General features: G+C 61.0%; 20 protein-coding genes and 2 pseudogenes. 15 read left to right on the forward strand and 7 right to left on the reverse strand.

The annotated features are described in order from the left end of the window. Nucleotides 1–77 precede the first annotated feature (77 nt). Entirely contained in the window at nt 78–1283 is a 1206-nt protein-coding gene (gene repA / locus ACWGTO_RS27695) for a plasmid partitioning protein RepA (RefSeq protein ID WP_454577971.1), read from the reverse strand. 314 nt (nt 1284–1597) lie between these two features. On the opposite strand from repA, the pseudogene ACWGTO_RS27700 reads away from it, so the two are divergent. The 4 genes and pseudogenes from ACWGTO_RS27700 to ACWGTO_RS27715 all read left to right on the forward strand — a co-directional run. Continuing rightward, a pseudogene (locus ACWGTO_RS27700) lies at nt 1598–1948 on the forward strand (transposase); the annotation flags it as partial. Nucleotides 1949–2673: 725 nt separating this feature from the next. Continuing rightward, nucleotides 2674–2937 carry a hypothetical protein gene (locus tag ACWGTO_RS27705; RefSeq protein WP_454577972.1) on the forward strand — a complete coding sequence of 88 codons (264 nt, stop codon included), beginning with the start codon at nt 2674–2676 and terminating at the stop codon, nt 2935–2937. 720 nt (nt 2938–3657) lie between these two features. Further along, nucleotides 3658–3891 carry an AbrB/MazE/SpoVT family DNA-binding domain-containing protein gene (locus tag ACWGTO_RS27710; RefSeq protein WP_454577973.1) on the forward strand — a complete coding sequence of 78 codons (234 nt, stop codon included), beginning with the start codon at nt 3658–3660 and terminating at the stop codon, nt 3889–3891. Next, nucleotides 3888–4292 carry a type II toxin-antitoxin system VapC family toxin gene (locus ACWGTO_RS27715; protein WP_454577974.1) on the forward strand — a complete coding sequence of 135 codons (405 nt, stop codon included), beginning with the start codon at nt 3888–3890 and terminating at the stop codon, nt 4290–4292. Before ACWGTO_RS27710 ends, ACWGTO_RS27715 begins: the two co-directional genes overlap by 4 nt. Nucleotides 4293–4355: 63 nt before the next feature. Here the strand turns inward: ACWGTO_RS27715 and ACWGTO_RS27720 are convergent, their stop codons facing one another. The 4 genes and pseudogenes from ACWGTO_RS27720 to ACWGTO_RS27735 all read right to left on the reverse strand — a co-directional run bounded on the left by ACWGTO_RS27720 (nt 4356) and on the right by ACWGTO_RS27735 (nt 7022). Continuing rightward, nucleotides 4356–5513, reverse strand: coding sequence for a site-specific integrase (locus tag ACWGTO_RS27720; protein WP_454577975.1), 1158 nt, complete (start codon nt 5511–5513; stop codon nt 4356–4358). Between the two features lie 225 nt (nt 5514–5738). Next, nucleotides 5739–6014, reverse strand: a pseudogene (locus ACWGTO_RS27725) (hypothetical protein); the annotation flags it as partial. Between the two features lie 208 nt (nt 6015–6222). Next, the gene (locus ACWGTO_RS27730; RefSeq protein ID WP_454577976.1) at nt 6223–6744 is read right to left on the reverse strand and encodes a GNAT family N-acetyltransferase; all 522 of its coding nucleotides are present in this window, start codon (nt 6742–6744) and stop codon (nt 6223–6225) included. Further along, on the reverse strand, nt 6741–7022 hold the full coding sequence (locus ACWGTO_RS27735; RefSeq protein ID WP_454577977.1) for a type II toxin-antitoxin system TacA family antitoxin: 282 nt from the start codon (nt 7020–7022) through the stop codon (nt 6741–6743). The genes ACWGTO_RS27730 and ACWGTO_RS27735 overlap by 4 nt, the downstream gene beginning before the upstream one ends. Nucleotides 7023–7223: 201 nt before the next feature. On the opposite strand from ACWGTO_RS27735, the gene ACWGTO_RS27740 reads away from it, so the two are divergent. From ACWGTO_RS27740 to ACWGTO_RS27750, 3 genes are read left to right on the forward strand one after another with little or no spacing between them, the layout of a single operon-like run. Further along, nucleotides 7224–8867 (forward strand): Mu transposase C-terminal domain-containing protein, encoded by a 1644-nt coding sequence (locus ACWGTO_RS27740; protein WP_454577978.1) that lies wholly within the window; start codon nt 7224–7226, stop codon nt 8865–8867. Continuing rightward, on the forward strand, nt 8858–9781 hold the full coding sequence (locus ACWGTO_RS27745) for a TniB family NTP-binding protein (protein ID WP_454577979.1): 924 nt from the start codon (nt 8858–8860) through the stop codon (nt 9779–9781). The genes ACWGTO_RS27740 and ACWGTO_RS27745 overlap by 10 nt, the downstream gene beginning before the upstream one ends. Before the next feature lie 14 nt (nt 9782–9795). Further along, nucleotides 9796–10911: a TniQ family protein gene (locus ACWGTO_RS27750; protein WP_454577980.1), complete on the forward strand. Its 1116-nt coding sequence runs from the start codon at nt 9796–9798 to the stop codon at nt 10909–10911. On the opposite strand, the gene ACWGTO_RS27755 is transcribed toward ACWGTO_RS27750, so the two are convergent. After that, nucleotides 10844–11782 (reverse strand): recombinase family protein, encoded by a 939-nt coding sequence (locus ACWGTO_RS27755; protein WP_454577981.1) that lies wholly within the window; start codon nt 11780–11782, stop codon nt 10844–10846. The genes ACWGTO_RS27750 and ACWGTO_RS27755 overlap by 68 nt on opposite strands. 488 nt (nt 11783–12270) lie before the next feature. Further along, complete coding sequence (locus tag ACWGTO_RS27760) at nt 12271–12453, reverse strand: hypothetical protein (protein ID WP_454577982.1); 183 nt, start codon at nt 12451–12453, stop codon at nt 12271–12273. Between the two features lie 86 nt (nt 12454–12539). Here ACWGTO_RS27760 and ACWGTO_RS27765 point away from each other — a divergent pair, with 86 nt between their 5' ends. The 8 genes from ACWGTO_RS27765 to ACWGTO_RS27800 all read left to right on the forward strand — a co-directional run bounded on the left by ACWGTO_RS27765 (nt 12540) and on the right by ACWGTO_RS27800 (nt 20429). After that, nucleotides 12540–13508 carry a DUF1403 family protein gene (locus tag ACWGTO_RS27765; RefSeq protein WP_454577983.1) on the forward strand — a complete coding sequence of 323 codons (969 nt, stop codon included), beginning with the start codon at nt 12540–12542 and terminating at the stop codon, nt 13506–13508. Between the two features lie 5 nt (nt 13509–13513). Further along, nucleotides 13514–14236 (forward strand): SMC-Scp complex subunit ScpB, encoded by a 723-nt coding sequence (scpB, locus tag ACWGTO_RS27770; protein ID WP_454577984.1) that lies wholly within the window; start codon nt 13514–13516, stop codon nt 14234–14236. Nucleotides 14237–14676: 440 nt separating this feature from the next. Next, nucleotides 14677–15258, forward strand: coding sequence for a hypothetical protein (locus ACWGTO_RS27775; protein WP_454577985.1), 582 nt, complete (start codon nt 14677–14679; stop codon nt 15256–15258). A gap of 338 nt (nt 15259–15596) precedes the next feature. Continuing rightward, on the forward strand, nt 15597–16187 hold the full coding sequence (locus ACWGTO_RS27780; protein WP_454577986.1) for an RNA polymerase sigma factor: 591 nt from the start codon (nt 15597–15599) through the stop codon (nt 16185–16187). Beyond that, nucleotides 16184–16573 (forward strand): hypothetical protein, encoded by a 390-nt coding sequence (locus ACWGTO_RS27785; protein ID WP_454577987.1) that lies wholly within the window; start codon nt 16184–16186, stop codon nt 16571–16573. Before ACWGTO_RS27780 ends, ACWGTO_RS27785 begins: the two co-directional genes overlap by 4 nt. Continuing rightward, complete coding sequence (locus ACWGTO_RS27790; protein WP_454577988.1) at nt 16573–17337, forward strand: hypothetical protein; 765 nt, start codon at nt 16573–16575, stop codon at nt 17335–17337. The genes ACWGTO_RS27785 and ACWGTO_RS27790 overlap by 1 nt, the downstream gene beginning before the upstream one ends. A gap of 17 nt (nt 17338–17354) precedes the next feature. After that, nucleotides 17355–18533: a hypothetical protein gene (locus ACWGTO_RS27795; protein WP_454577989.1), complete on the forward strand. Its 1179-nt coding sequence runs from the start codon at nt 17355–17357 to the stop codon at nt 18531–18533. 27 nt (nt 18534–18560) lie between these two features. Beyond that, nucleotides 18561–20429, forward strand: coding sequence for an ATP-binding protein (locus tag ACWGTO_RS27800; protein WP_454577990.1), 1869 nt, complete (start codon nt 18561–18563; stop codon nt 20427–20429). The last annotated feature ends 22 nt before the right edge of the window (nt 20430–20451 follow it).

Consider the following 20451-nt stretch of genomic DNA (forward strand, 5'->3'; position numbering starts at 1 on the left):
GCCACCTCCGGACCATAATACCATCAGCTTGATTTCGAATGACAATTCGGCGTTCTGCACGGCTGTCAAAATATCATTCATTTCCGTCCCCATGCATTATGCACGAGTGATGTGATCTCCGAATTGACCGCGTCCAGGCTTTCCATGGCTCGCTCATAGGTCGAGCGCGTAAATTGGCTCTTCTCCACTTCGTAAAGCGTCTGTTTGGTTATGCCCGCATCGGAGATTGCCGTGGATTTTAGCACCTGGTTTTTGAGCACACGCTTGTTGAATAGAGCTTGAAGGAACCCGACCATCTGAGCTTGTGGACCATCGGTGGGTTCATACCGGGTTACGAGATACCGGAACCACTTCAGTCTCACCGCGGCTCCAGCCCCTTTGATAGATTGCAAAATACCGCCCAACATCAGCAGAAACTGTGACATCGACATAATGTCCAGCATCTGCGGGTGAACGGTAATCAGCACTGATGTGGAGGCAGTAAGCGCCGTGAGAGTCAGATAGCCGAGCTGTGGCGGGCAATCAATGACAACCACGTCGTAGCGATCGTCGACCTCTTTGAGGGCCATCGTAATTCTAGTGAAGAACATTCGCCCTTCAGGATTGTTCTTATTGGAGGCCGCTAGAGGCGTTTCGTACTCGTACTCCTGAAGCTCGAGGTTCGCCGCTACGATATCCAACCCAGGGAAATTCGTGCGCCTAATAACATCCTTGATCGATTTCCGCTCTTCGTCGTATCGGAGAGCTTCATAGAGCGAGGGATTCTTGTCCAGTTCGGGCTGGATGCCGTGAAGCGCGGACAGCGATGCCTGAGGATCAAGATCGATGGCAAGCACGCGATGACCCGTGAGAGCCAGATGCTGTGCGAGATGAGCGGCCGTCGTCGTTTTGCCCGACCCTCCTTTGAAATTTACGACGGAGATTATCTGAAGTGCCTCAGTGCCACGGCGATGGGGCACGTATCGTTTGAAGTCGGCCCGACCATGCTTGTCGAGGTACTGCCGCAACTCCAGCATCTGCTCAGCGGTGTAAGTCCGCCTGCCAGATGTGGTCGTTGAAGGGATCGGTCCCTTGCCTTCGAGATGAAGCTTTTTGATGTGATTTTGGGTAACACCGAGATATTCTGCTACCTCGACAGACGAAAATTGACGCAAGCCTTTTGTTGCGTTCGGTGGGTATTGCTCGAGCCGCAACATGTTCAATTTGTCGGAGATCAGTTCGCCTTGCTCGAGAATCTCCTCGTCAAATTCAAACTCCAACTCACGGTCGAGCATCAAATTCATGGTTGCCAATTTCCGGAATAACGCTTTTCTCAAGCGAATTGTTTTTCAAGCGTGATTAATGCCCGATTCTCTCGCCCCGGCAACATATTTTTTGTTAAAGAGAATTTAACGGCAAATTGCACTCGACCGACTTACGTCCTAGCCGCAGGGTTCAATGAACTCGGATGAGCCCGGGACCTTGGGATCGATGAGCTCTAGGTCGTGTGGCCTCCCAGGCTTCCCACGGCTGAGCAAATCAGATTCATCGCTGTCTTTTGGAGACAACCATGGGTGTTCTCGACCCTCTGATTCTTCGTGACGACTAGTGGGAGCGCATATCGGCGCACATCATCTGCGATACGCTGACGCGAGGTTCGTCGGGCCGCGACAACCGGTTGTTCGTGGAAGCGGTGCTTTGGATCGTTCGCACTGGTTCTCCCTGGCGCGATCTGCCCGATGCAATCGGAGATTGGAACAGCGTTTTCCACCGGTTCAGCCGGTGAAGCCGTAATAAGGGTGTTTGGTGGCGCATCTTTCGCGGCGATGTCGGATGATCCCGACTATGAGTATCTAATCATCGAGTCCACCATTATCAGCGCCCACCATGACGCCTCGGGGCCAAAAAAAGGGGATCTGAAGATCAGTCCTTGGCCGGCGCCACGGCCCTGAGCACCAAGATCCAACTTCTCCAGTTCGAGAAGACAGCCCGAAACTACCTTGCCATTGTCCCCATCGCGGCAACCGTCCTTTGGATCAGATAAGTGCCCGCACCACCTAGAGGCGCACGAGGCATCAGATAGTCGTGTGATGGCCGTTATGATATTGATACATAATGACATTCCGCCGATCTGCACGGCTGTCAAAATGAGGGCAGTCAGGGACCAACTTCTTGATCATCCACCGGATCGAGGTTCTTGAGCACCGCGTTCGACTGCGGCATCACCGGGCAGTGGCCAAAAAATAAACTCCAGTCCAATTTCCGTTTTTTCGCAGTGATTTCAAAGGGGGATGGGCGAGCTTGCCGCTCCGTAGAGAAGTTTCAACCGCCTTGACGAGTTGAACGTCGTTGCTGAGCAGCGTTTCGCTGGGATGCCAAAAGTCGGTGCGGCGAAGTCTTCGATCGACGAGCTGACAAAACGATCGGCCCCCCCTGGCAGACGGCGAAGTTGTTGTCGACATCGATCCGGCCCTGACTGACGTTCCTTCGTCTCGGACCGGACGACCGCGAAGAAGCGGCAGCTTGTGTCCCCGGCTCGAAACGACTACTGCACGGCCATTATGGGCAAGCATTTGGCATCCGCACTCGCTGGCGCATTGCCTCACCAGCCTCGATTTCGCCAGACAGCACCCGGGCCACGTCAGCGCCTTTCTCGGGGAGGTTTCTCCCGCACTGCAAGTCGAGTTCGCTGTCATGCACGATATACCCGTCCCCGACTTGAAGGCGCTTGCCGCGGCCTTCTCTGCCTGGTCTGGCGAGAGCTACCTGCTCGCTGCGGGATGGTCCGAGTACGAAAGCCGACACCCTTCCGAATGGGGGTGGCTTTTTAGCATCGCCGTCGATCTCATTGAGCAGCTTCGGGAGAATGCGAGCGGCTACGATTTCGAACGGTCGTTCGGCGGTGGCACGGCCATGATGATCCAGATCGGTCATCGTGAAGCCATTATATTTTCCTAGATGACCCTCACTGCTCGGCTTCATCGACCCGTCCAGAAGCCGCGTGCGGATTGAGCTGATGCCATCGGAATATCAGGGCGATGGGTCGAGATTCCAGAAATTCGCCTTCGAGGACGTCGGGGAGAGCGACTTCATCGTTGCCGGCGCGCTGACGCCGACACCAATTGAGATGCGTGAAGTTGAGGGTAGGGCCGTGATGCTCGAGACCGTTCCCGAGATCATTGCCAAGAAAGTCTACTACAGGGATCGGAAGCCAAGCCGCGTGACATTTTCGACATCGCTGCTGCAGCGCGGTCCCAATTGGAGCCCGTGGTCAACGCTCTGCGCGCGTTCCCGGAGCAGGTTTCTCGGACCAAGGATCGGTTGGAAAAGCTAAACCCGGAGTTTGTGGGTCGTGCCATAGCGCAGTTGATGATCATGCCTGACTACGACGCGTCGGCCGCCGACGTCGGATACAGCGCTCGCTGTCCTCGTTGAGGTATTGTCGTCGCCTGAGAACTGACCGCTTCGTCACAAGCGAACGAGCGGGGGATGGGAGGAGGACTTTTCAGAGGCCTGACGCCTTGGTGAGATTGACACGGACGGAAGCGCTGCGGAGGAGGTGCGTGGCTTTGGCGTCGAGGAAAGGCGAGTTCGAGCTGCAATTTCCGCCAGCCAAGGATTGCGGATCGCCGCGCGCGGTAATACCTTCTGAAGATCGCGTATTACATCGGTGTGAACATGACCACGACAGTCACAGCCAAAGGACAGGTGACCATCCCGAAACCGGTCCGCGACCTTCTCGGTATCGTTCCAGGCAGCAAGGTCGATTTCCTGCGCGCCGCCGATGGCAGCGTGGTGCTTGAGCGTGCTGACAGAAAGCTGCCGGCGAGCCGCTTTGCCAAATTGCGTGGACATGCCGGGAGGGGGCTCGATACGGACGCGATCATGGCGCTAACGCGCGGCGAAGCGTGACGCTCGTCGACGCCAACATCCTGCTCGACCTTGTCACCGATGATCCGAAGTGGGCGGATTGGACGCTCGCGCAACTTGAGGCGGCGAGCCTCAATGGACCTTTACTGATCAACGATGCCGTTTATGCCGAGTTGGCCGTTCGATACGACCGCATCGAGAACCTCGACGCGTTTATTGATGAGGCGGGTCTCGAAATTGCACCGATACCACGCGATGCCCTGTTTCTGGCTGGAAAGGTCTTTACGCAATATCGCAGGTCGGGCGGATCGCGCACCGGCGTGCTCCCCGACTTCTTCATTGGCGCCCATGCCGCCGTCAACGGTCTGCCGCTGCTCACCCGCGACGTCGGCCGCTACCGTACCTATTTTCCGTCGATGAAACTGATCACACCGAACGGTTGAGGTCTCGTCGCCACAAGACAGAAAGCCCCGGGTCAGGCGGGCAGGGGAGAGCCCCCTTGCCTCCTACAGTCCGCTTGCCTTGGTGAGATTGACGCGGAACCGATCGCGCCGGCGCTGGTATTTGCGCGTCATCTCTGCGGAGGCGTGGCCGAGCTGCTTCTGCACATAGCGCTCATCGACCTCGGCCGAGGAGGCGAGGCCGGCGCGCAGTGAATGCCCGGAAAACTTTTGACCGCGATCGCCTTCCGACAGATCGCCACGCACGCCGGCGGCCAAAGCCGTGCGTTTGACCAAGCGAGCGACTTCCTGATCGTTGAGGCGATCCGCACCCATGGCTTTGCCCTGGCCGGTGACGCGCCGAAACAACGGCCCATGCGCAATGCGGGCTAGTCTCAGCCATGTCTGCAAGGCGACGACGGGGCAGGTGGCATCGGAAGAGCCGTGGCCGACCTCGACCTCGCGCCATCCGGTCTTACCCCGTAAGGTCACCAGCACGCCCTTGTCCGGGAAAAATTCAATCCAGCCGCCGCCGTCTTCCGTCTGGTCGCGGCCGACATCAAGACCGACGATTTCGGAGCGCCGCAGACCGCCGGCGAAGCCAAGGAGCAGCATGGCGCGGTCGCGCAAGCCCCGCAGCGTGCCGCGGTCGAGGGTCTCCAGCATGGCGATCAAATCGTGGCGCAGCACGGCCTCCTTCTGCCGGGGAGGAGAGGCATGTTTGTTGCGGATACCGGCCATCACGGTGGCGATATGGCGATCCTTCCGATCGAGGGGCTGGCCACGTTGTGCATAGTTCCAGGTCAAGGACGACAGGCGACGCTCGATCGTCGACACCGACTTTTTGTCTGCTCCTCGCGCCGAGGCCTGCGCCGTGATGTAGAGCCCGACGATCTGCGGGTCCGGAGGCAGCAGCTCAAAAGACTGGCGACGGCACCAGGCGCAAAAGTGTTTCCAATCCGCGGCGTAGGCGCGACGTGTGTTGGCTGAGCTCGCCGCCTCGACATAGTCGCGGGCGCGGTCCGCCAGCCGCTCGAGGTGCCCTGGCAACCGTTCTTGTTGCTTTGCTCGAATCGGCAGAGAAGGGGAGGGGACTCCCTCCTCACCACCGCGCTGCTCATGCTGCGTCGGATGGCCCATCTCCATCACGAGATCGACAATGTCCGGCAAATCATCGGTCTCGGCCGGATCGGTGCGCTTCATAAAATGGCGGGGATTGCCCATCAATCTCGCTATCGGAATGTCATGGCGTACGATTCTGTGCGACCTAAGGTGCGATCTACGCGCCGATTTGTCCACCAACGATCACCTGCAAAACGCGCAGCACTTTGTTGCTGCCGCACGCGACGTTGCCCGCGTGCGTCCTGTCGTTCGCGGGCTGCGGGGCAGGCGCGTCTCCCGGATCGGACTGGAGTGCCCGGGAGCTAAAGCCGCGCATCCGCCTTGCCCTCAAAAGCCGTAGGTTCGCTCGGCACAGCGCAGCAGCAAGCGGGTGTCGCGGTCGGGCAAGCGCCCGCGCTCAGCCTTCAGGCCTTGCGCGATCGCCAGTGTGACATCGGGGGCGACCCAGTGGCCGTGGGTCATCAGGAAGAACCAGCCGAATGGCAGGCCGATCTCACGATCCACGGCCTCGATGCGGTCCATAAGCAGATGGGCTGAGACTTCGGGCGTCATGAGCAGCCGATCTTTCGGCGTCCGCAGCGGCCGAGGGACAAAGCCGACCTCTCAGGAGGAGTGCGACAAGGACCGACCTTGCCTGGTCCTGGCGATCGTCCTGACGACGGAGCAGGGCAGCAGCCGATAGGGGCGGGGTGGCGACTTGGAGCCCGCAGTTCTGCTTGCCGCGACGCTTCCGGCGATTCAGCAGCCATTGCCCGCTCGATATCGACCACATCAGGCAGATCCTGGTCCGCGCTTGCTGTCGGGGTTATGCTCAAAGCCTTCCGGCACGACGCAGCGCGGCTTCGAACGAAGCCAGCGGCAGGAACAGGGTCAGCGGGCGATCATCCAGCCCCAGCGCACCGTATGAACGATACCAGGCCGCCGCCCGATCATTCTTGGCGTCAATGAACATCAGCGTGCCACCAACTTCGGCCGCGGCCCGGATGCAGCGTAGCGCCGCAGCCAGCAACATCTGACCGCCCAACCCCTGACCCTGTGCCGAGCGCGCCACGGCGAGACGGGCCAGGCGAAAGCCGCCGACCTCGTAGCGGCCAAGCCCCTTGCGCAACTTTTCGGGGACGCGCTCGAACTCGGCGGCGGCGGGGCTCAACGTGTAGTAGCCAAGGATGGTGTCCTCCTGCCTCGAAACGGCCAGAAACGTCTTCGAGGCGCCGCGCTCGTGATTGCGGCGCGCATGCGCGCGCAGAAACCCGTTGAGGTCCTGATCCCCGCAATCGAAGCCGGCGCGGTCCTGGCGCGCGACCGGCTCTTCGCGCCAGACCGGCAGGCTCACAGGTCGGCCGGCAGCGCTTTGGCGGCCGCGACGAGCCGCTCATTCGGCGCAGGGGGGGTTTCCAGCGCCTCCAGCACGCGCAGCCCGTCGCGCTCGGAAAGCACGATGCGATCGTTGCGTTGGATGATTTCGCGGGAGGCTTCAAGCACCGTGCGCAGAACGAAATCGGTGATGCCCGACGCGCCGGCAAGCTGCGTGGCGCGCAGGATCACCGCCTTGTCGGCGGGCTTGATGCGAAACGACATGCGCTGGCTGTCGCTGACGGCGGCGCGGGGCATGGGCCGAATCCTTTCGTTGGCGGAGCCGTCCGTGTATCATTTGGCACGTCTGGCGTCAAATTGTACAGTGTCGCTTGGCTTGGATGAGTGGACTGTATGTCTTTGTTTTGTAACATTCATCGCTCATCCTAATTCGGTGGATTCGTCCAGGATAGGTGGAATCTTAGCCTGATTTGGTGGACGAAGGCGAGGGCGACGGTCATGGGTCGTAACCCCGACAAGTTCGCGGTGGATGATGTCGACTGGCGCAGGGCGGTAGCGCGCGAGGCGATCATCCGCCCGTTGACGTCTAAAGACCGCTTATCACCTGCCGATGTAGGCCTCGCGTGCCGCCAACTCGGGCTAGGTCGGGCACGTCTTTATGAACTTCTCGGTCGATATAGGGCCTCTCCTGTCACGAGTTCACTGCTCGGCCACAATCCCGGCCCCGCGAAAGGGCGGCGGCGCCTGTCGGAAGAGATGGAGGCACTCATCGAGACCGCGATGCGGGACACCTACCGCAGGCGGGAGAAGCCTTCGGTCACCGCCTTGCATGATCGCGTTCGAGAATTGTGTCGCAGCCGCGGAGAGGTTGCGCCGTCCTGGAAGGCGGTAAGAGCCCGTGTCCAACTTGCCGATCCGCGGCTGCTGATGCGTGATCGGGAAGGGGCAAAGGCTGCACGTGACCGATTTGCGCCCGTGGTGCAGGAATATCGCGCCGATCATGCTCTCCAAATCGTCCAGATCGATCATACTCTTGCCGATGTCTTTGTGGTGGACACCGTGCATCGCCGGCCGATCCAGAGGCCTTGGCTTACGCTGGCCATCGACATCGCAAGCCGCATGGTGGCGGGGTTCTATCTCACGCTGGAAAGTCCATCGGCGGCGTCTGTAGCGCTTTGCGTCCAGCACATGGTGATGCCGAAGGAGCCTTGGCTTAAGGCTCGCAATGTCCAGGCGGCGTGGCCGGTTTTTGGGCTGCCCGACGTGATACACGTCGACAACGGCAAGGAATTCCATGGAAGGGCGCTGACCCGAGGGACGGCGGAGCATGGCATTGCCCTTCAGTACCGGCCCGTCTTGCGGCCGCACTATGGGGGCCATATCGAGCGGCTGATCGGCACGATGATGGGTGCGGTCCACCTGCTTCCCGGCACGACGTCCAGCAACATCGCCGCGCGCGGCTCCTACGATCCGCAAAAACACGCCGCAATGACGCTCGACGAACTGGAAGAGTGGCTCGCGCTTCAGATTGTCGGTCGCTACCATGCCGAGATTCACAGCAGCCTGCAGCTGCCGCCCGCCAGCGCCTGGGAGGACGCCGTTGCGGCGCGTCTGCAGCCTTTGCGCCTGCCTCATGACCGCGAGCGGTTTCTCCAGGATTTCCTGCCCTTTGAGGAGCGCACCATCCGTCGCGACGGCGTGCATCTGTTCGGGCTTCGCTATTGGGACGACGTGTTGAGTCCCTGGGCAGGCCGGTCTGCTGGCAGGATGCGCGTCAGATACGATCCGCGCGACCTGTCGTGCGTGTTCGTGGAAGGCCCCGACGGCACGAATTGGCCGGTCCGGTTTGCCGATCTCAGGCGACCGCGCATTACGCTGGGCGAGCACCGCATGGCCCGCGCGGAATTGAAGGAGCGCGGGGTCAAAGCCGTGGACGAGCAGCTGATCTTCGACACCGTCGAACGGCAGCGGCAACTCGTCGACGCAGCCGGGCATAAGACCAGGAGCGCGCGCCGGCATGTCGAGCGTCGGGACCGATCGTTGATGGCGACCGGAGACAGGGACTTTGCCGTGCCGGAGATTGCTCCCGACGAAGAATGCGATACCGATCTGCCGTCGTTGGCCGTGGAGGAATGGTCTTGAGCGACTATCCGCATTTGCTGCCGGCTTATCGGTCGCATGCCGCTCTTGGCGACGCCGAACGGATCGCCTGGATCCGGGCCGACCGCTGGTTGGAAACCGCCCAGGCGCGCGCGGCGCTGGCGAGGCTGGAGGATCTTTTGTCCTATCCCGCGCGCGACCGCATGCCCTGCCTGCTTCTCTATGGCGACACCGGCATGGGCAAGACCAAGATCATCCGCAAATTCCTGCGCGATCATCCGGCCTGTTTCGACCGCGGGACAGGCATCACCAGCATGCCCGTCGTGGCCATGCAGATGCCGGCCGAACCGCTGGAGCGGGACGTCTATGGCGAATTGCTCAGCGCGCTCGGCGCGCCAGGGCCGATGACCGACTCCACCTACCGTCTGAAGGAGGTCTGCCGGAGCCTGTTGCGCAGCATGTCTGTGCGCATGCTGATCATCGACGAAATCCACGCCATGCTTGCCGGCAGCTTCCGCCAGCAACGCATTTTTCTCAACGTCATCCGCTTCCTCGCCAATGACCTGAAGGTCCCGCTGATCTGCGCCGGGACGGATCTGGCCCGGCAGGCGCTGCTGACCGATCCGCAACTCGCCGAGCGTTTCGAAGCCTTCCACCTCGACCGCTGGGCCGATAATTCGCAGATTTCGCAGCTTCTGACAAGCCTGGGCGGGATTCTGCCGCTGCGCCGTCCCTCGGAACTTGGGACCGCCGCCGCCCGTCGACGGGTCCTCGATCTCACCCAGGGTGTCACCAACCGTGTCTTTCGGCTGGTAGAGACGGTCGCAGTTGAGGCTATTTGCAACGGCAGCGAGTGCATCACGGCCGATAGTTTCGCCAACGATGAACTCGTGCTGCCGCTGGTCAGTATGACCCGCCATATGGACAAGGGGCTACAGCGCCGGGCCAGCCGGTGAGGTCGGTCCGCGTCTTGCCACTTGCGCCGCGGCCATTTGACGACGAGTTGCTTTCCTCCTGGCAGGGACGGGTGGCCTGTCGATACGGATGCACGCTGCGCGACATTGAAAGCTGGCTCGACAAAGACATCAATGATGGATGGCGAGGCGGTCTGATCGGGCGGGACTTCGATCCGGGCGAGGCAATGATCTTGCTCTGGGCCCGCGCCTGCCGAATGGATACGGGTCGACTTGCCCGGATGGCTCTACGGCGGCAGGGGCGCACCGAGAGCGGGTACATCCACGATCGCTGGCACCAGGGCGTCTGTCCCGCCTGCCTCGACGAGGATCGTGCGGGAGATCGCGATCATTATATTCGTAGCGTGTGGTCTCGGGTCGAGGCGATGGTCTGTCCCCGGCATATGACCATGCTGCGGGACACATGTGGCCTTTGCTTCGCCCGGACCGGATTTCGCTTCGATTGTCGACAGGGGAGGGGGCGCCTGGTCTGCGGAAGCTGTTCGGCTCCCGTGTCTTTCGGGCGCGCGGATAGGGCCGCTTCGGCACGGCAAAGTTTTCTGCTGGCGCTCGCCGACAGCGTCGCGTTGGCCCTCGACGAGGGACCGCAGGGCGCGGCAGCAAACGACATCATGCGGGCGGCGCGGTTGTTGTGGTCGCCGTCGCAGCCAGGCGGAAAGCCTCTCATCGCATGGATGGGAAATCCGCGCCTGAGCGTCAGCGATATACCGGCCGATTGCGACGAGCCGCTCGCCTCCGCCCGATTGTCAGGCCGCTTGGTAACCCTGTTGGGGATCGCCCGGCTGCTGGACCTGGCCGATGCCAGAAGCCGCATCGGGCCGCCGCCTGATTTCCTGGTGGAAAAGTTCAGTGCTGGCGATCTGTCGCTCTCTGCCGCGCGTCGGGTCGCGCGCCGGTCGCAGAATGTCGAGCGCCCCGCCGTGACGTACACGCCGCGCTCGGACGCCGAATATCGCGCATTGGCCAACGAGATCCTCGCCAGTGCTAAATGGAAGGCCGTGCAGGGCGCCGACCGGGTGCTGCGAGAGCGGGCGCTGGCGCGCCTCATGACCGAAGCGCTGGATCGGGCACCACGAGCCCGAGCCGACGCGCCCGGTCCAGCAGCGCCTTGACCGAGGAGGCTTGCCATTGGCGCCCGCCACGCGGCGTGCGTTCGTGCATCCGCTCCAGCTGCGCGCCGATCTCGAGCAGGGAAAGATCCGGGTCGGCGAGCGCGATCCCGGCAACGAGGGTCATCAACCGATCCTCCGGCGGCCGGCGAGGGGCGCGTTTGATCAGGGAGGGTTCGGCGATGCGCTCGCGAACCAGGCGATGCACCGCGCGCCGCAGCCGCTCGATCGTCCAGTCGTGCCCTTTTCTGTTCAGCACCCGCACCACGTCGTCCCAGCTATGCTGTGGCCGCAAGCGGCGCACGGTCGGCAGCCAAGTCTGCGCCGAGGTGATGAGATCGTCGATGTAGGCGCGCTGGCGTGCCGCGGATACTGCCCGGACAGCCTCGGGGCGGCGCTCGCGAAGCCCTGGATTGCCGGCCAGCCGGCCCCGCGCCTTGGCTGCCTTCATGCCCGCCTTGGTGCGTTCGGCGATCAGCGCGCGCTCGAGCTGGGCGACCGCGCCGAGCACCTGCAACGAGAACATGCCCTGCGGCGTCGAGGTGTCGATCGGGTCGCGCAGCGAGCGGAAGTGAGCGCCGCGCGCCTCCAGTTGCTCGATGACCTCCAGCAAGTGGCTTACGGAGCGCGCGAGACGATCGAGCCGCACGACGACGAGAACGTCGCCGGCGGCGATCTCGCGCATCAGCTTGCCCAGCACCGGCCTTGAGCGCGAGGCGCCGGATCCGTGCTCCTGGTGAACGACACGACAGCCACTGGCCTTGAGTTCGTCGACCTGGGCATCGTTGAGCTGGTCCTCGGTCGAAACCCGTGCGTAGCCGATCAGGCGACGCGCAAGGGGAGGGGAGGCGGGCTGGGTGCGTGAACTGGCCATTTCCAGGTCATTTTTGGGCCGATTTTTACAGAATTGCAATGTACCAGAAAACGTTCCTTTGCAGGCGTGTATTATCGACCGATTTGCGGGCCCGTGGAGCGTCATCGGGGCGTTCGGTGGTGTCCGAGGACGCAGAGAGGGCCAAATCGCGCCCACGGGCCCGCTACGGCCGAAAGAGCCCAAAACTCTCCGTTTCGAGCCCGAACTCCCCAAAGGAGCCGCGCCGGAGCACTAGAAACGTCGATTTGGCCCTGTTTGCCCGGCGGGCGGAGCGGATTTGATGAGACTACGTGATGCCGAGTCGGAAATAGCGAGACTACGCGACACCGCGCTCGTCTGCGCACTGACGTTAGCCACCAAACCCAAGGCAATTCATATGGTTAGAAGAGCGATGGCCATCCGATCTGGTGCGTAGTCTCACGAAAACCGCTCCAAATCCACCGATCCTGGCTGATCTGTCCACTCAATTAGGGTGAGAATCCACCGGATTAGAGCGAGAAAGACGCCTGAAATCGCGCATTTCTGGGCTTTTCCAGCGATCCAGGCAGAGCGACATACAGATTGATGCCGTACATCGGCAAAACGACCGATAAGGCAACATTATCATTCGTTTTATCGACACGACGACCGCAGCGCTTTTTGTCCATTTCTGTTGATAAAAGCGCCGTCATGATTCATCGTGTCAGCGATGATTCTGCGTCCCAAACCTTCCCTACGCCACCACGCCACGATCGCCGATGCCGCTTCGACCGCGCCAATGGCAACGGTGCCGGCCTGGCTGCGCCGGGCCGTCCCGGATGCACAAAGCCTTGCGGGAAAAGCCGTAGGGCTAAATGCCCTTGAGGAGGTCGCGCTCGCCGCCGGCGCCGCCATCGGCGCGCTCGATGCGGTGGTCCGCCGGCAGGAGCGGGGGGCAGGGGCCTGGCGGCAGCGGCTGGCGCTTTCGGCCGCCGCGGCAACGGCGAAACAGGCTGGCCGCGTCGAGGATGAAGGCGCGCTGCGCGACGCCGTGTTGCTAACACGACCAGGCGATTTCTTGTCCGTCGGCCCCGCCGGATCGATGCTGCTGGCTTGGCGCCGGCTGGCCGGCACGCCTGCCGAGAAACTGCTGACCGAGGCGAGCATCGGCGCAGTGCTGGATGACCTCGGTCTCCGCCGCGACGACGACGCAGTCAGCGACCTGGCGGACGATCTTCGACAGCTTTCCACGGGTATCGGAATGGTCGGCATGCTGACTGGCGCGTTCATGGCCGCCGAACGATATGGCTTCGCACGAGCCTTTGGATGCTGGCTTGCCGACGCCCTGCTGGCGCAGCGTCTGGGCTGGACCCACGCCGTTCCGTTATTGGGCGCGGAGGGGGCTTTGGGTACAAGCGCCCGCCAGCGTCGATCGGCAGTCGCCTCTGCCGCGACAAGCACTGAGTCAGACCCTGAGCGCGCCAAAAGTCTGCTTGCCGCCCAGGCGCGCGCCGCGCTGCGCGCCATCGATCTTTCCGCCGAGCTCGAGCGCCGCGCGGACCGGCTGCTTGCCGTCACGCCGAAGCTCAGAGCCAAGGCAGCGGACGCTGTTGTCGATAAGTTGCTGTCCGACGACGCGATCGTCGCCTCGGAAAAGATCGCCGGCATGAGCGACCGTGGGCTGCGCCGCCTGTTCGACCGGCTGGTCGAGCTCGGCGCCGTGCGCGAACTTTCTGGCCGACCAACTTTCCGCATCTACGGACTGTGACGACCATGGTGGAGTCGGCGCACAGGCGAGGGGGAAGCCGGTCAGATGACCGTCGATCGAGCGAACGGCGATCAGCTGACCAGCTGTTTGACCGGGAACTGGATCACCTGCCGCCGATGGCGCGCTGGCGGGAATGGATGCACCGCGTCGAGGCAACGATTTTTGCCGCCAGCGAGCCTGTCACTCGCGAAACGCTTGGCCGCATTGTGGGAAAGAGCTGCAGCATTGAGCTGCTGATCGACGACATCCGCGAGGAATTGCGCGGTCGACCCTATGACCTCGTCGCGGTCGCCGGTGGCTGGAAGCACCTGACCCGGCCGGCCTATGCCGACGCCATCCGCAGTGCATTTGGCGGTAACGAACGCGGGGCCGACATCACGCAGTTCGAGGCGCTGGTGTTGACCTGCGTCGCTTATTTCCAGCCGATCACACGCGGGGAACTGTCGTCTTTCTTCGGCAAGGAGATCAGTCGCGATTTTATTGGTCATCTGCGCGGTGCCGGCCTGATCGCTTCCGGTCCGCGCAGCCCAACACCGGGCGCGCCCTACACCTACGTGACGACAAAAGAATTCCTGCTGGAATTCGGCCTCGACACGCTACGCGACCTGCCGGATATCGAGGCGCTTGAGGATGCTGGACTTTTGTCGAAGGCGAAGCTGCTGGAGGGCGCCATCATGCCCGACTTTGCTCCCGACCAAGAGGACGTCGGAGACGAGACGAGCGAATAGCCGCGCGTTGACGACGGAACGACGGCTGCGTCTGCTGGTACCTGATCAACAGATCGATCGGCGGTATGCGGTGGGGGGCCGACAGTCGTGTAGGCATTGTCCGAAATTTGTAGGCATATTTCGGACAAGGATCGAGATCAGCCAGCCTCGTATGGTTCGGCCTGATCCAGGACAGGCTGAGAATGAAAACAGCAGACGCTCGACCTCGTTGACGAGCTGGGCCTCGCGAGAGGACGGGCAGCGGGATGTCCCGCACAGGTTCAACCACCACGACTAAAAATCCACCTTGTTGAAAGCCGTCAGAAACAGGCTATGGTTCCGACACAAGCGATGGCATTGGAAAGACTTGACCGGCACCATTTTGAAGCGATCGGCGGGATGCAGATTTCTGCGAAAAAATTGCCTCATCGTGGGTCGTGCGCGGTCCCCACGAGCGAAACATGAACGAAGTCGATCCAGACGATCATACGGCTGATTTTTTTTCGACTCCGTCAGATGTCGCCCTTCTCCAACTACTACTGGCCGACCTGCACGATGACCTAGCAGGCCGACTCGGTCGGTATCACTATTTGATCGATCACGGACGCTCATTGGGGAGTGGCGGAACGCTTCTATTTGGAGGAACTGTAGCTCATACCGCGTTGACCGAGGCCCGGTCGTCATTCGTCCACGGCAATTTCGCCGCGACCATTTTACTTTGCCAATCGCTTGCGGAAAATACTCTGGCTGGGTTTCTGCACGTGTCAGGAGAAGACCTACCACCGAAGGTGGGATTTCATGACACTCTTAGGCGATGCTCAGCCAACGGTGTTCTCTCTTCGGGAGAGGTCACTGATCTCAAACGGTTGGCGGACCTCCGCAACCCGCTCTCTCATTTCCGGAACATAAACGACCCGGACAATTTGGTGAGGCGTTCCGTCACCGGCGGAGAGCTCGCCGAAGATGTTCTTGCCCAGGATGCACATTTTGCCATCGCAACCGCCATTCGCCTCATGTCGAAAACGCCGTTTCGAGTCGGATAAAATGGGTGAGGCGAAACGCAAAAGAACACAGCGCGAGGAGGACGATCTTCTCAGCAAGCACATCTCGCGGACGCGCTTCCATCTCCACGTCCTTGCACGAGCAGGTCCTTGGCTCGGGTTATGGCCGAGGAGCTTCATGGCGGGCTGATCAAGACGAAAAGGTGCTCGGCGCTGTCTTTCGTGACATCACGGAGCTGACTCTTCTGCATAAATCTGTAACGGCCAAAAATTCCTCTTTCGCGCGTCCAGGTTTGCCGTTGATCGGCAGATATATGACGTCGAACAAAGATTGGCGCCGAATCAGCCGGTGACGTCGACCGGACGGTGAGAGGACTAGGATGTCGAAACAGAAAGAACTGCTGACGCTACACGGTCAGCTTTTGGCGGGGGATACGCGTGCCGCCTCGAGGATCGTTGAGTTGGTCATTGCGTCGCTGGTCGCCATCGTCAAGCGCGACATAGCTGGTCTCCATGACCACCAGGATGTCGAAGAGGCCTGCTTCGACGCCTTGTTCAAATATCTGGCTGCCCCGACGAATTACAATCCTCAGCTCGCTGAGCTGACGACTTACCTCGCCACTATCGCCAAAGGCAAGGCTATGACCCTTCGGCGCTCGCAAGCTCGCCGCACAAAACATGAGGGTACGTATTCGGCGATCGAAAATTCTTCTGATGATCCGTTAGCGGCAGTCAACGACGAGGATTCAATGATCCGGCAGATCGACTGGGAGCGATTTGGCGACCAATTGGTGAAGGATCCTGGCGACGCAGTCATCGTCAACCTCATAAAGGTGGGTGCGAGTTCGGTGCCCGTAGTCGCTCGAGCTCTTGGCTTGGCCGCCGACGAATCTGGGCTGGAGGAAGCGGGAAGACGGTTGGAGCGTATCCGCGGCAGAGCTCGCCGCTTTGGGGAGGGGACGAAGGCATGAATAATACGGAGATTACAATGGATCGAAATTCAGCAGAGACCGAACGTCTGGGGCGCGCGATGGCCCAGGCGGCGCGTGATCGATCCGATTTCGTCGGTAGTGCTCTGGCGATTTGGGAACGTGCAAATCCAGGGCGCTCGGCCGCCGTCGAGTTGCGTTGTGATGAGAACCAGCTGTGGCGGCTCGCGGTGACACCGCGGCCGGAAGGCGCTGCAATGCCCCGGGCGGCAATGGAGTTGGCCACCTCCTTGGGCGTGAATCCACTGGCCCTCGTCAATATGTTTCGTTTCGCTGAAAGCGCGAGGGCCTTTGCGAATGCCAATGACGACGGCGAAATGCTGATGGCCGCGCTCGACGTGGACGAGGGAAAACAGGATGCCGATTGATGGCGTTTGACGCCGCCGCAGTTGCAGCGCGAATTACCGCCGGAGCCGACAAAGTCGGCTCCGGCTTTCCGCGTGATCTCGCCGAAAGCGCACCGCTGACTTTGCCTGTGTCGATCATTGTCCGCGCTGACCTTACCACTGCGGACGTCGCGCAGACGCTGTCTGCCGCGACCGGTCGCGCAACCGCTTCCCTCCGGAAACGACGCCTGCGCGGCTGCTTGGTTGCCCACCGAGGCTTCGGTATTATTTTTCTCGACGAAGATGATGCAGCGCTCCTGCGGTTCGCTCTTGCGCATGAACTGGCCCATTTTGCAGGTCATTATTTAACACGGCGCGAACTCGCGATCGCTCGCCTTGGCCCAGCGATCATCGACGTACTCGATGGCCTTCGAGCGCCGACGGCACCTGAACGGCTAGCGGGCATTTTGTCCGGATGCCCGCTCGGCGCGTTCGCAGACGTCATGGAGCGGGATGACGGTGTCCCACTGACAGCCGCCGCGGAAGTCATGGAATATGAAGCCGACGAGGCTGCGTTCCTTGCCCTCGCCCCCATAGGCATTGTCATTGCCCGCACGCTTGGTCGAAGTGGGCGGATCGATCGGGCAGCGGCAACCGCTTGCTTGATAGAAACTTTTGGACTGTCACCAGGTGACGCCGATCGTCACGCGCCGCGTATTGTGAACGCCGCAGCCCGCAATCGACCATCCTTGGTGGAACAACTTCGCAAGGCGGCGTCCGAAATAGAGCGCGAGCGGCATATGTAGGATAAAAGGAACGGCGCATGGCTAATTCTGCTGTCGACCAAGATGAAGCTAAATCGGCGCCACACGCAGCGGGATCGGCAGCGGGGCGGAGCTACGAGGAAGCTACCGGCGAGCGCATTGAGGACACGCTCGACATCGACAATTGGGACCCCGCCCACCGGATGGCGGAGCAGTTTGATCGTCTGCAGAGGGAGATTATTGCGGCGCAAGTCCGGGAAATGGAAACCCGCCGCGACATTCGCGAGCAGGCCTTCCCTTTGATCGCCCGACGCGAAGGTGCTCCCCGTGATGCCGGAGTTCACGAAGTCGAACTTGGCGAGCTGCGGACAGTTCAGCAGCACTTGTTGTTCAGCGGGCATGTCCAAGCTGTTGATGGGGCGTCGGTGGTTCATCAGACGCTTCCGATGACGATCTTTCAGACGGCAATAGCACTTGCGACCTATCTGGGCGACCATGGGACCTGGGGCCACCGAGTGTTTCAGAAGGACGTCAAGGTCTCAGGACGCACTGCGCTTGATCGAACGCTCGCCTTGCTTGCCCAACGCAAAGCAGCCGAGGATGCCGAGGAAGCGGGCGTATCGGACATGCTGCGACGCGGATTGATGGCCAATGCCGAGTTGGCGGTGATGGCGCGCAAGGCAGAAGCGCCATGGCGGATGGGCCATGGCCATCCCCTGCCGAAGGAATTGCTCACGGGGGCAGGGATGCCTGAACTGATCGAGTTGTCCGTTCCGCTTTTTCGTGAGTTGCTGCTCGACCACAAGCGCTTCGTCTATGTTCCGCGCGGATCGAACGACCGCCTGCTGCGAACCATCGGCGATGCGTTGCTCCCACTTGAGTATGCGATCGTCGACGATCTGAACTCGTACATGCACGGCGTTATCACTCAAGGTCACTATGGAACGGGCCGATTCCAGAAAGCGCTGCGGATGCTTGAGAGCTTTCAGGCGGACGCCAGTGGGAAGCTCGTCGCCGGCGTCTTTCGCGTCTCGCCGCACTCGTCAAGTCAGGTGTTCTATGCCCATGCCGAACATGCCAGCGAAGCCGCTATCGTCGCGATGGCGGATGCCGTGCTTGTTGAAGCGCGAGGCTACCCGATGCTGCTTGATCTCGCCGGCGGTATCTGCCGCGAGATGTTCCCATCAGACGCGATCTTCAAGCCGGCAGCGGCGGTCATGACCCAATATGGCGCGTGAAGCGCCTCGCCCATTAAGGAGAGTGAAATGCCCAAAGCGAACCGAGACGACGAAACGGCCAGCGATGCATCTGAGGTGACTGACCGCGCGTCAACGAGCCGCGCGGCCGTGAAGAATTTGATCGAGACATCAGAAAGGGCCGGCGGTCAGAAGAAGCTCCCGGCTGTTTACGATGGATCTTTCGGACGAACCCTGTACGACACCTCCGGCTCGTCCGATGGATCGGTGACGGTTGTGATGCCGCCGGACAAAATTCTGAACGTAACGTCGCAGGCGCTTCTTCGCATCGAAAGTCATCCCGACGGCCGCCGCTATGTTGGAACCGTGTCGGCCGGCCCGTTTTATGATCCGGATGGTATTAGCGCTGATTCGACCGCCATGGTGATCTCGGCGGTCAATGGCGCAATCGGCATGCCCGGGCACCACGGTCGTCTTCAGCTTCAGCTGCTCGGCGAGGAGAGAGGGGGTCGTATCGGGCCTGCCAATCGGCGGCCGATTCCGAATTCGCCCGTCTTCCTGGTCGATGATGCAGAGATGTCTTCGATTCTGGGCTTGGAGGGCGATTTTGCCATCGGCCGTGTAATGGGCCACGAAACAGTCGACGTACCGGTGCCGGTTCACAAGAAGTCTGTACTCTACCGGCATACGGGAGTTCTGGGCACAACGGGCGGTGGCAAATCTACGACGATCACCAACTACGCCGCCGGCATCGCGGAAGAGGGGGCGGCGGTCATTCTGCTCGATACCGAAGGCGAGTACACCACCATGCACGAGGTGACCGCGGATGCCGACATGCTGGCACTTGCCAGGGCGCAGGGTCTCCCCGTTAAGGGCGTACCCAACACACATGTTCTGACGCTAGTCGGCCGTGAGCCCAGCAATCCTGACCACCCGTCACATACCGAGTTCACGCTCGAATTCAGCGTGTTGTCGCCATGGACCGCGATAGAAATACTCGGGATGAACGATGCACAACAAGGTCGTTTCCTCGCTGCCTATGACATCGGTCGACGCCTGCTGGGCGACATCAACGTTTTTCCGGTCAAAAAAGACGTCGAGTCAGAACGCCAGGCCCTGGATTGGGATGAAATGGAGTCGGGCTATCCACACCTGACCCTGGCGCTGCTAATCGACGTCGTTTCTGCATGCATCGCGCACCTCAAGAAAGGTGAAGTCACATTTTGGGCCAGCGACCTGATGCGAAAGCGGTCGGACGCGCAGGCCAAGCTCGAAGAAATCATTGATCAGACTGAGCTCGAGAAAGTTCCGTCGAGCTGGATGAAGGTTTCCGGTCTCCTCTGGCGCATGCACCGGTTGAAAATCTTCGACCGTGCCGATGCAGCCCACCTAGATGTCCCGGCGATGCTCAAACCAGGTCGGGTCAACATCATCGACCTTTCAGATCTTGACAGCCCGGTGCTGCGAAACTTGGCGATCGCGCAGGTTTTGCGGCAGTTGCAGACCGAGCAGGAGCGTGCGTACGAGTTGGCGAGCGTCAAGGGGCAGACGCCGACGCCAGTTAATCTCATTATCGAGGAGGCACACGAATTTCTGTCGACGGCGCGAATCCGACAGATGCCGACGTTGTATGAGCAGGTTGCCCGCATTGCTAAGCGCGGGCGTAAGCGTTGGCTGGGCTTAACCTTCGTCACGCAGCTGCCGCAGAATCTGCCCGATGAGGTGTTGGCGTTGATCAACAACTGGATCCTGCACAAGATTCAGGACGAAAGCGTCGTCGGCAGGTTACGGCGGACTATTCCCGCCATCGATCAGAGCATGTGGCGCTCGCTAGCGTCGCTGCAGCCGGGGCAGGCCGTTGTTAGCCTTGCGCACATGCGCCGCCCGATCATGACACAGATCCATCCCTCGACGGCGAAGTTGAGACTGGAAAGCTGACGGATGTTTGAGGTGTCAGACT

This window comes from Mesorhizobium sp. PL10, assembly GCF_053714315.1.

Excerpts from the sequence above, each read along its gene's own strand:
- ACWGTO_RS27800 (WP_454577990.1), top strand. The coding sequence starts at position 18,561 with ATGCCCAAAGCGAACCGAGACGACGAAACGGCCAGCGATGCATCTGAG.
- ACWGTO_RS27780 (WP_454577986.1), top strand. The coding sequence starts at position 15,597 with ATGTCGAAACAGAAAGAACTGCTGACGCTACACGGTCAGCTTTTGGCG.
- ACWGTO_RS27740 (WP_454577978.1), top strand. The coding sequence starts at position 7,224 with ATGGGTCGTAACCCCGACAAGTTCGCGGTGGATGATGTCGACTGGCGC.
- ACWGTO_RS27795 (WP_454577989.1), top strand. The coding sequence starts at position 17,355 with ATGGCTAATTCTGCTGTCGACCAAGATGAAGCTAAATCGGCGCCACAC.
- ACWGTO_RS27790 (WP_454577988.1), top strand. The coding sequence starts at position 16,573 with ATGGCGTTTGACGCCGCCGCAGTTGCAGCGCGAATTACCGCCGGAGCC.
- ACWGTO_RS27765 (WP_454577983.1), top strand. The coding sequence starts at position 12,540 with ATGGCAACGGTGCCGGCCTGGCTGCGCCGGGCCGTCCCGGATGCACAA.
- scpB (WP_454577984.1), top strand. The coding sequence starts at position 13,514 with ATGGTGGAGTCGGCGCACAGGCGAGGGGGAAGCCGGTCAGATGACCGT.
- ACWGTO_RS27755 (WP_454577981.1), bottom strand. The coding sequence starts at position 11,782 with ATGGCCAGTTCACGCACCCAGCCCGCCTCCCCTCCCCTTGCGCGTCGC.
- ACWGTO_RS27745 (WP_454577979.1), top strand. The coding sequence starts at position 8,858 with ATGGTCTTGAGCGACTATCCGCATTTGCTGCCGGCTTATCGGTCGCAT.
- ACWGTO_RS27760 (WP_454577982.1), bottom strand. The coding sequence starts at position 12,453 with ATGACGGCGCTTTTATCAACAGAAATGGACAAAAAGCGCTGCGGTCGT.
- ACWGTO_RS27775 (WP_454577985.1), top strand. The coding sequence starts at position 14,677 with ATGAACGAAGTCGATCCAGACGATCATACGGCTGATTTTTTTTCGACT.
- repA (WP_454577971.1), bottom strand. The coding sequence starts at position 1,283 with ATGAATTTGATGCTCGACCGTGAGTTGGAGTTTGAATTTGACGAGGAG.
- ACWGTO_RS27785 (WP_454577987.1), top strand. The coding sequence starts at position 16,184 with ATGAATAATACGGAGATTACAATGGATCGAAATTCAGCAGAGACCGAA.
- ACWGTO_RS27710 (WP_454577973.1), top strand. The coding sequence starts at position 3,658 with ATGACCACGACAGTCACAGCCAAAGGACAGGTGACCATCCCGAAACCG.
- ACWGTO_RS27735 (WP_454577977.1), bottom strand. The coding sequence starts at position 7,022 with ATGCCCCGCGCCGCCGTCAGCGACAGCCAGCGCATGTCGTTTCGCATC.
- ACWGTO_RS27720 (WP_454577975.1), bottom strand. The coding sequence starts at position 5,513 with ATGGGCAATCCCCGCCATTTTATGAAGCGCACCGATCCGGCCGAGACC.
- ACWGTO_RS27705 (WP_454577972.1), top strand. The coding sequence starts at position 2,674 with ATGCACGATATACCCGTCCCCGACTTGAAGGCGCTTGCCGCGGCCTTC.